This is a genomic window from Flavobacterium sp. (assembly GCF_031423415.1).
In the GTDB taxonomy this organism is placed as follows: Bacteria; Bacteroidota; Bacteroidia; order Flavobacteriales; family Flavobacteriaceae; genus Flavobacterium.
Genome location: NZ_JANPFL010000137.1, coordinates 25184 through 35817, shown reverse-complemented (window position 1 = coordinate 35817; position 10634 = coordinate 25184). Strand labels below are relative to the sequence as shown.

General features: G+C 34.8%; 8 protein-coding genes. 5 read left to right on the top strand and 3 right to left on the bottom strand.

Features of this window, described 5'->3' with window-relative positions; translation table 11 throughout:
- Positions 1 to 163: 163 nt before the first annotated feature.
- The 5 genes from RMO83_RS12455 (at position 164) to RMO83_RS12435 (ending at position 4659) form a co-directional block, all read left to right on the top strand.
- Positions 164 to 886 (top strand): nitroreductase family protein, encoded by a 723-nt coding sequence (locus tag RMO83_RS12455; protein WP_310560024.1) that lies wholly within the window; start codon positions 164 to 166, stop codon positions 884 to 886.
- A 29-nt stretch (positions 887 to 915) separates the two neighbouring features.
- A complete protein-coding gene (locus RMO83_RS12450; RefSeq protein ID WP_310560023.1) occupies positions 916 to 1290 on the top strand; it encodes a hypothetical protein in 375 nt (124 codons plus the stop codon).
- 249 nt (positions 1291 to 1539) lie between these two features.
- Complete coding sequence (locus RMO83_RS12445; RefSeq protein ID WP_310560022.1) at positions 1540 to 2622, top strand: efflux RND transporter periplasmic adaptor subunit; 1083 nt, start codon at positions 1540 to 1542, stop codon at positions 2620 to 2622.
- Positions 2622 to 3878: an FtsX-like permease family protein gene (locus RMO83_RS12440; protein ID WP_310560021.1), complete on the top strand. Its 1257-nt coding sequence runs from the start codon at positions 2622 to 2624 to the stop codon at positions 3876 to 3878. Before RMO83_RS12445 ends, RMO83_RS12440 begins: the two co-directional genes overlap by 1 nt.
- A gap of 103 nt (positions 3879 to 3981) precedes the next feature.
- Positions 3982 to 4659: an ABC transporter ATP-binding protein gene (locus RMO83_RS12435; RefSeq protein ID WP_310560020.1), complete on the top strand. Its 678-nt coding sequence runs from the start codon at positions 3982 to 3984 to the stop codon at positions 4657 to 4659.
- 116 nt (positions 4660 to 4775) lie between these two features.
- On the opposite strand, the gene RMO83_RS12430 is transcribed toward RMO83_RS12435, so the two are convergent.
- From RMO83_RS12430 to RMO83_RS12420, 3 genes are all read right to left on the bottom strand, one after another.
- On the bottom strand, positions 4776 to 5321 hold the full coding sequence (locus RMO83_RS12430; RefSeq protein ID WP_310560019.1) for an acyl-CoA thioesterase: 546 nt from the start codon (positions 5319 to 5321) through the stop codon (positions 4776 to 4778).
- A 282-nt stretch (positions 5322 to 5603) separates the two neighbouring features.
- The gene (locus RMO83_RS12425) at positions 5604 to 7031 is read right to left on the bottom strand and encodes a rubredoxin (protein WP_310560018.1); all 1428 of its coding nucleotides are present in this window, start codon (positions 7029 to 7031) and stop codon (positions 5604 to 5606) included.
- 79 nt (positions 7032 to 7110) lie between these two features.
- The gene (locus RMO83_RS12420) at positions 7111 to 10623 is read right to left on the bottom strand and encodes a molybdopterin-dependent oxidoreductase (protein ID WP_310560017.1); all 3513 of its coding nucleotides are present in this window, start codon (positions 10621 to 10623) and stop codon (positions 7111 to 7113) included.
- Positions 10624 to 10634 lie beyond the last annotated feature (11 nt).

The window sequence follows — 10634 nt, the reverse complement described above, 5'->3', positions numbered from 1 at the left end:
TCTTAAAACTTCAATATTTGAAAAAATATTTTTCTAAATTTCAAATATTGAGTTCTACAAAGAACACTAAAAAACAAGCAAAACAGTTGAAATGCTTATAAATAGTAGCTTTTCAAGTTTTTATCGGACAACAATGATTCTTAATAAAATAAAAGGTATAAAAATGACTTTCGAAGAAATAATAAATTACAGACGTTCAGTAAGACATTACAAAAGTCAGGCTATTGATACGGAAAAAGTGAAGCATTGTATCGAGCTAGCAACTTTAGCTCCGAACAGTTCCAATATGCAACTTTGGGAGTTTTATCACATTACAAATCCAGTGATTTTAAAAAAAATAACCGTTGCTTGTTTAAACCAACAATCTGCAAAGACTGCGCAACAAATGGTGGTTTTTGTAACAAGGCAGGATTTGTACAGAAAAAGAGCTAAAGAAATGACCCTCTTAGAAACGCAAAATGTCTTAAAAAATAGTCCTCAATTGAAACAAGAAAAAAGAATCAAAAGTTGGAAAACGTATTATGGTAAGATAATGCCATTTTTATATTTCCGCTTATTTGGGATTTTCGGAATTATCAGAATAATTATAGTGAACATCATTGGCCTTTTCCGACCCATTGTGTACCAAGTATCTGAAAACGATATGAGAGTTGTGGTGCACAAAACTTGTGCTTTGGCGGCGCAAACTTTTATGTTGGCAATGGCTAACGAAAAATATGACACTTGCCCAATGGAAGGATTTGATAGTAGCAAAATGAAAAGCATTCTAAAATTGCCTTATGGCGCCGAAATCAATATGGTTGTATCCTGCGGAATTAGAGAGGAACAAGGAGTTTGGGGCGCTAGAATGAGACTACCTTTTGATAAAGTGTATCGAAAATTATAAAAAAGGAGAAAATAAAATCAAGACAATAAATGATCCATTCCCGACAGCTTGCCCAAATAATTGGTCCAACACTTAGTCTAATGACACTCTCGGAAATGATAAATTTGTCCATTTGGGAAAGTAACATACCAACTGTTACCTACCTTAATGGGGTATTACTTTTTGTTGGAGGGATTGCTATTATTAGAGTTCACAATTATTGGATACGTAGTTGGATAATCTTAATAACAATGATAGGTTGGTTAACTGCAATACTTGGTTTGTTAAGAATGTTCTTTCCAACTGCAAACCAAGCTGGCGAAAAATTGTCGACGAAATTATTACTTACTATTTTGTTTGTAATTGGACTTTTCGTAACTTTAAAAGGCTGGTATCGAACAAAAAATAGCGCTGATAAATCATAAATAGAATGTGAAAATTTTGAAAAATCATTAGTAAATTAATCAAAATCATATTAGATAAATTTTCTAATTAAATTAAAGTTAATCATTGACATTCCATCTTCCATTAAAAAAAATAACACCTTCAGATGAAAATAGACTACAAAACTCCAACCCAAACCCACATTAGTCAGGTTCTCCTTAAAGATTCACTTTTACAACTTTCAATCGATTTTCATTATGATTTATTGAACGAATTGAAATAACTTTAAAATGAAATACACAATTTTTATCCTATTTGCTTTTCTATTTTTCTCCTGCAAAAAAAAGCTCGAAGAAACTCAATCAACTATTGGAACTATAACCGAAAGTGTTTATGCTTCTGGAATTATAAAATCTGAAAATCAATACACCGTTTTTTCAACCGTTAGCGGTATTCTCAAGAAAATTGATGCGGTTGCTGGGCAAACTATTTCTAATGGACAATTGTTGTTTGAATTGGAAAATGACAAAGCCCAATTGAATACTGAAAATGCAAGATTGGCCTATCAATTAAGCCAAAATGACAACCATTTTATTAAAGATAAAATCTCGGAAATGGAAATCAAAGTCCAACTGGCACGCGAAAAATTGCTGGTGGACAAATCATTTTACGACAGAAACAATCGCATAAAAGAATACAATATCATTTCGGAAGTCGATTTTGAAAAAGTGGCGTTGGCATACAAATCATCACAATTGAATTTACAAACTTCAGAAAAACAATTGGCACAACTCCAAGCCCAATTAAAATTTGAGCAAAATAAAAACAACATTTTATTGCAAATTGGTCAAAAAACACAAAATGATTTTCAAATCAAAAGTGCTTTTTCAGGCGAACTATTCGATGTTTTGGTTAAAGAAGGAACATTGATTACACCTCAAATTCCATTGGCAATTATTGGTCAAAAAAATGCTTTTTTATTGGAACTCGAAGTCGATGAAAATGATATGGCTCGTATCAAATTAAATCAATCGGTTTTGATCACATTGGACAGTTACAAAAACCAAGTTTTTGATGCCAAAGTCGATAAAATTTATCCAATAATGAATGAGCAATCACGAACATTTAAAATCGAAGCACATTTTATAAATCCACCGAAAAAATTGTATCCCAATCTTTCAGCCGAAGCCAATATTGTCATTCGAACAAAAAAAAATGCGATAACCATTCCGAAAGATTATCTGTTAAGAGGCGATTCGATTCAAATCGGTAAAGATGAAAAACGAAAAGTAAAAATAGGCCTATCCGATTATCAAAAGGTAGAAATTCTCGAAGGTCTTCAGGCCGACGAAATGATTTATAAACCCAAGTAATGAACTACAAACTGATCCTAAATATAGCCATTCATTTGCTTCGAGCGCGACTCAAACAAACCATTGTAGCTGCCGTTGGCGTGACTTTTAGTATCGCCATGTTTATCGCTTTGGTTAGTTTTATGAATGGTTTAAATGATTTGCTCGATGGCTTAATGCTAAATAAAACAGCGCACGTTCGATTATATAATGAGGTAAAACCTTCTCAAAATCAACCTATTTCTTTGTCTGCAAAATATAAGAATAATGTAAATTTTGTCAATTCTATAAAACCAAAAGACCGAGGAAAATCTATTTATGACAGCAAAAAAATCATTGAAGATTTAAAATTAGATAAACGTATTATTGATGTAGCGGCCAAGATCAATACCCCAGTTTTTTTTAATTCTGGCACTATTGAAATTGCTGGTGTTATCAATGGAATAGAGATTGAACCAGAAGAAAAATTATTCAAAATTTCAGAAAATATTATTGACGGAAATGTGGCCGATTTGTATCAAAATAATAGTATCATTATTGGTAAAGGTTTGGCAGATAAAATGCTTTTAGTAAAAGGTGATAATATCAATGTCACTTCATCACGAGGCAATTTAGTAATGCTAAAAGTAGTTGGAATTTCACAAATTGGCATTGCCGAAATTGACAATACGTTTAGTTATACCTCGCTCAAAACTGCTCAAAAACTCTTGAATGAACCTGCAAATTACATCACTGATATTCAAATAAAATTATTCGATATGCAATCTGCACCACAAGTTGCCAAAGAATTTTCAGAGAAATACAACACGGATACCATAGATTATCAAACCACAAATGCACAATTTGAAACAGGAAGTTCAGTTAGAACCATTATTTCTTATGCCGTTGGTTTGGTTTTATTGCTAGTTGCAGGTTTTGGGATTTACAATATTCTAAATATGATGATTTACGAAAAAATGGATACAATTGCTATTCTAAAAGCCACTGGTTTTTCGGGAAATGATGTCAAATGGATATTTATTTCCTTGTCATTAATTATTGGTTTTGCCGGAGGATTATTTGGATTGTTGTTTGGGTTTATTTTCTCTTCAATAATTGATGTCATTCCTTTTGAAACCGCTTCGTTGCCCACCGTAAAAACCTATCCTATTAATTTTAATAGCATTTATTACATCATCAGTATGATTTTTGCACTTTTCACCACCACAATTGCAGGATTATTTCCAGCATTGAAAGCTAGCAAAATCGATCCGGTTGAAATTATTAGAGGGAAATGATTTTAGATTTTAGATTGCAGATTTTAGATTTATAACACGTAATGATACTTAATGTCTTAATGGTTTAAAAGAATAAACTTTATGTTTGTAAATATATTTTAAAATGGAAACCAAAATTCTTGAAGCCATCAATATCTCAAAAACTTTTCACGAAACTGTAGAAGTGACCGTTTTGACGGATATTAATTTCTCTATTAACAAAGGCGAATTTGCTTCGATCATTGGAAAATCGGGTTGCGGGAAATCAACTTTATTATATATTTTATCTACAATGGATACCGCTTTTGATGGCGATTTGATGATTGATTCTGTTTCAATGAAAAATAAATTGGATGCAGAATTAGCAATAGTTCGCAATGAAAAAATTGGATTTGTATTTCAGTTTCATTACTTGTTAAACGAATTTTCGGTTTTACAAAACGTGATGTTACCCGGATTAAAATTGGCAAAATTATCTACAAAAGAAATAGAGGCCAAAGCGTATGAAAAACTAAAAGTGTTGGGAATTCAAGACAAAGCATTGCAAAGTCCGAACAAATTATCAGGCGGCGAAAAACAGCGTGTTGCCATTGCTCGTGCCTTTATTAACGATCCATTAATCATTATGGGCGACGAACCAACCGGAAATTTAGATAAGAAAAACTCAGAAATTGTGTTTGATGTTTTCAAAGAACTCGCTGAGGTTTACAAACAATCTCTTTTGATTGTTACCCACGATAACGATTTTGCCAAACGCACGCATCGCATCATCGAAATGGAAGATGGACAAATAATTAAATAAAAGATTTTTTGCTGGTCATCTTTTTGAAATTGTCAATCATTATCTTCATCAAATTTTCCCTTTTGGTCGATTGTTTTAGGACGTACGATTTATGCGAAAATCAATTAACAGACCTATTACACCTCCACCCTCACATTATACAAATTGGAACTCAAAATAGATTCAATAGATTCAAAATCGGTGGTGTTATTTTCTGAATCTCTTTGTTTTTTTAAGGCAATATGTTTCAAACAAGCTTTAAATCTTCTTACATCGTCAGGGTTCGAAAGTACTAAACCTGGGACCATAGCATTCTTACCTTCTTTATCTTTAGAAACCATTGTAAAATAAGAAGAATTGCAATGTTTGACAACACCCGTTTGAATATTTTCAGCCTCGACTCGAATACCAATAATCATTGAACTTTTGCCGACATAATTGACGCTGGCTTTCATCGTTACCAGTTCGCCAACTTCAATAGGTTTCAAGAAATTGACCGTATCAACAGAAGCGGTTACACAATAATTTCCCGAAAATTTGGAGGCACAAGCAAACGCAATTTGATCAAGCAAAGACAAGATGAAACCGCCGTGAATTTTACCACTAAAATTAGTGTGCGAAGGCAACATCAATTGTGAAATACTAATATGAGAAGAACTTACCGTTTTGAAAATAGTGTTCATCGTTGGGTTTTGGAATTCAATTTTTTACATTATTAGTTGATTTTATCTGCATAAACAAATGTTTTCTTGAAACTTCTTAACCACATAGATTTTATTGTAAAAACATAGTCCATTATTTTTTAGAACGCTTTGCTTTTTCATAGTCTTCATAGACTATGTGCAAAAATGAATTTTTCTATGTAACCTTTAAATCGCTATTTTTCTATGTTCATTAAAATTAAAACTATGTGGTTTAAAATTTTTACTTACTCGTTCACAAAAAAATCATTTAAAACTGTGAAATTATACTTTTTCTAGATAATTAAAAAAATTACTTTTAGGCGATTCGCATAGTGAACAACAATAATCGTTGGGTAAATCTTGGAACAGCACCCCTTTTTCAATTCCTTGAGTAACATCGCCATATTCTGAATTGTAAAGTGTCAAACATTCTGAACATTGATGAATGTCGGTTTCTTGAATTTCTTTTTTAGTTGAAATTGTGTTTACTTCGAGAACAGTATTTCCCAATTCTTCGAAATATTTCTTACTCAATTCAATCAAAATTGTTGGCAATTCCTGCTTGTCCACATCTTGCGCTAGGACAATATATTCCTCGGTATTCGGGTTAAAATTTTTGGCATACAACACATTATAAGTCGCTCTAATTTTGATGGACTCCAAGGCTTTTGGCGTTTCATTTTTTTCGACTACAATAGACGTAAAATAATGTCCATCGCGATTGTATTCTGAAATTCCAAAAGTAAGACCATAAGTACTCACGTCATATTGGTCTAAAGTCCTAACCAAAAATGTTTTCAGGTTTAAAGCCCATTCGGTAGCCACTGGCAAATGCCAATTGAGTTCCAATAGCGAGTGACGCACATTGATCCCTTTTTTGCCCAAGAATTTTTCCCAATCTAATTTTCTTTCTCGTGGAATCCCTTTTATAATGAAGGATTTCCAAGGCGTGATACAAATTTTCCCAATTTTGCAATCAAAACACAAATCGCACATTTCTTTTAGAAATTCTAAATCGTACAGGTTATTTCTCCAATACAATCCCAACCAATACTGGTCGATTCCCAATTTATTCATTCCCTCATAATACGGAAATGGGTAAAATGGTAATTGCAAAGGTTGGTCAATAGTTCGATTATTAGTGTCCAAAGAGTCATTAACCAATTGAAAAATCATATCCACAGTATCGGGTTCTTCTATCAAGATTTTTTCGATAGCATAATACACTTCGGCAATATTCCAACTGTAAATCAGCACAGGATACATTTCCATTTTTTCCCATTTTGGCAAACGAATGTACATAAACCAATAATCCTCGTGATGCGACGCCACAAAATTAATATGTCCTGTAAACAATGGAACTAACTGTTGTTTTGGGTCGGTAATATTGACTTTTAATTTGGGTTGTTCCTTAAATTGCTCCAGAATATACAGAAATTTATTTCCGGTCAGCCAAGATGTATTCGCAAAAATATCGGTCGAAACATAAGACGAAACAATGTTGTTGCCACTTTTTTCGTCAGGAAAAACAAAATGGTGTTTGTCCATTTCTTCTTTTTCGATAGCCAATAATCCATCCGGAAATATGATGTCTTGTCTCGAACCAAACGAAATGGCTTGCAGCCCTTGATTCAAACTCATATTGACAATCTCACGCAATTCGCCTGGCGAAATCACGCCTCCTTTTACTATTAATCGTGTGTTTTTCATTTTAGATTTTAGAGTTAAGATTTTAGATTTTAGATTTCAGTTGTTAACTGATCACTAAAAACTGAACACTGATGACTTATCATATGCATTTTGCTAATATATCCTTCACTTCGGTTTTGCAACTACCACAACCCAATCCTGCGCCTGTGGTTTTGCACAATTCAGTGAAATTGGTCACGCCGCTTTTAATCGCTTCTTCCAGATTACCACTGCCAACTTGGCTACACGAGCAAACGAGTTTTCCTAAAATAGGTTTGGCATTTGAGCTTCCTCTGAGTAATAAATTTCGTTTGTCGGCAAGTTCTATTTTGCTTTCGATAAGGGTTTTAAATTCGGCAAACTCATTTTTATCGCCCATTAAAATGGCACCCACCAACAAATCATTTTTGACGATACATTTTTTGTAATAACGTTGTCTTAAATCGGCAAAAACAATTTCCTCATAAGAGTCGTCATTTTCGGGAATTTCAACTTGACCAATGCTACAGAGATTGATGTCTTCTAATTTCAAGATATTCATCAAAACCGATCCTTTATAAAAACTACTGATGTCGCCCGCCAAATAATTGGCCAAAACATCGGCTTGTTCCTCGGCAGCAGAAGTAATTCCGAACAATTGATTGTTGAATTCGGCGATTTCACCAATGGCAAAAACACTTGGGTCGGAAGATTGCAAATACTGATTGACCTTCACGCCACGACCACACAAAAGGCCGGACTCTTTGGCAATTTCTATATTTGGAAGTGTTCCAATGGTATAAACAATGGCATTGGCAGTAATGATTTTTCCACTTTTCAAAGCAATTTCTAATTCATTTGGATTATCAGTTTCAAAAACGGTACTGACTTCGTTGTCAAAATAAATTTGAATGTCCCGAAGTTGTACTTCCTCAGCCAATAATTTTGACGAAATTCTATCCAATTGACGCTCCATTAATCGAGAAGCGCGCTGAATGATAGTGATTTTTACTTTTTTATGTTTCAAGGCTGCGGCCAATTCTAAGCCTAGCAAACCGCCGCCAACTATAACAATATGTTGCTCTTCGGTTGGTAAATTGGTATTATCCAAATAGTCTTTCAATCGATCGGCGTCGCTCTTTTTTCGCATCGTGAATCGTCCCGGCAAATGCAATTGCGCATTTTCAGGGATAAACGGACGACTTCCTGTGGCCAATATCAAGGAATCAAATGTGTGCAGTTTGCCTTGATTATCCAAAATTGTTTTTTCTTGTGTGTTGACAGCATCGATAGCCACATTCGATTTCAACGTAATATTCAACTTAGTCAAAGCTTCTTCTTTTATTTTCTTAAGTTGTTCCCAACTAAATTCGCCAGTCATATATTCCGGAAGTAAAACCCTGTTATAAAATGGATTTTCTTCATTCGAAAACACAATTATTTCATCGCTCGTGTTGATTTCGCGGTAGTTTTGTATGAATCGAAATGCAGCAGCTCCTGCACCAACTACGGCAATTTTCTCGAATGGTTTTACATATTTTGCTAAAGAAACAGTTGTGAATTTAAAATCGGGTTCTTTTGAAATCGGGTCAATAACGGTGTTGGTCAAATTATTGGTACGATTCAAGTCGTTTTCCAATTGTTTTCCCCAATGCATCGGCAAGAAAACCACACCTTCTTTGATGCTATCGGTCACTTTTGCTTTGACTCTAACGGTGCCGTTTTTGCTCGTTACCACGACAATATCTCCGGTATGAATAGCCGATTTATAGGCGTCAATCGGATTTATTTCGAGCATCGGACTTGGAATATGCGTCATCAATCGCGACACTTTTCCAGTTTTGGTCATCGTATGCCATTGATCTCGAATTCGACCAGTGGTTAGAATAAATGGAAATTGTGCATTGGGTTGTTCCGATGTATTTTCTATCGAAGTTGGAATATTGAAAATTGCTTTTTGAGAAGGCGTATAGAATTTTTTATCGGTGAATAATCGTGGTGTTCCGGGATGTCCATAATCGGGAACCGGCCATTGAAAAGTACCTTCGTTTTTAAGTCGATTGTAATTCAAAAAGGAAATATCCATTTTAGTTCCTTTCGTCATCAAGCAATATTCCTTGTAGACCTCTTCGGTGGTATTGAAATTAAACCCATTGAATTTCATTTTCTGTGCAAAACGTGTCAAAATTTCTACATCCGAAAGTGCTTCTCCCGGTGCATTAATTCCTTTTGGAAGATAGGAAATTCGTCTTTCGGAATTGGTCATTGTTCCGTCTTTCTCCAACCAACCTGCAGCTGGCAACAACAAATCGGCAAATTTTGAAGTGTCCGAATTATGTGAAATATCTTGAACAACTACAAATTTGGCATTTTGTAATGCCTTTTCTACCCTACGAGAATCGGGTAAACTCACCATCGGATTGGTACAAATAATCCAAATCGCTTTCATTTTTCCAGATTCTAAAGCATCGAACATTTCGGTTGCTGTTAATCCTGGTTTTTCAGAAATTTCATTCACGCCCCAAAATTCGGCGACTTCTTTGCGATGAATCGGATTATTTAATTCTTTGTGAACGGCTAATAAATTGGCCAAACCACCTACTTCTCTGCCGCCCATTGCGTTGGGTTGACCCGTTAAAGAAAACGGTCCTGAACCCGGTTTTCCTACTTGTCCAGTAACCAAAGAAAGGTTGAGTAGCGCGGTATTTTTATCTACTCCAATAGCACTTTGGTTGAGACCCATTGCCCAAAGCGAAATAAATCCTTTGGCTTTCCCTATAATTTCTGCTGCCAATTTGATGTCTTTTACAGAAATTCCGCAAAGCTTTGATGCTTTTTCAAAAGAACTCGAAAGCACCAAATCTTTGTATGCTTTGAAATTTTCGGTATTGTTTTTAATAAAATCGTTGTCTGTATATCCTTTTTCGATCAAACGTTTTGCAATAGCCTGATACACAATAATATCGGTTCCCGGAATAATTTGCAAATGCAAGTCGGCTAAAGCTGCCGAATCTGTTCGTCGTGGATCGATTACGATAATTTTTATTTTTGGGTTTTTTTCTTTGTGCAGCTCCAATCTTCTAAAAAGAATTGGATGACACCAAGCAGGATTAGCGCCTGTGATCAGGAAAGTATCGGCCAATTCGATGTCGTCATACGCAATTGGAACACTATCTTCGCCAAAGGTTTTTTTGTAGCCCACCACTGCCGAACTCATACACAATCTGGAATTGGTGTCTATATTATTGGTTTTTAGAAATCCTTTGACCAGTTTATTTACTAAATAATATTCCTCAGTAAGACATTGTCCAGAAACATAAAAACCAACGCTATCTGGTCCGTGTTTTTTGATAATGGAAGAAAAAACTGCGGCGGCACGATCCAAAGCGGCATCCCAACTCACTCTTTCTTTGGGATGTGATTTGCTCCAACGCATTTCCGGATATAAAATCCTATCTGAAATATCGTTTACCACATAATGTAAATTCATTCCTTTCGAACACAGCATTCCTCGATTTACAGGATGGTCGACATCACCTTTTAGTGACACGCCATTTTTAGCATCATTGGTTACAACAATTCCACAGCCTACGCCACAATAGGAACAGGTGGTTTTAATTTCTGAATTTTGCATTATTGAAATTC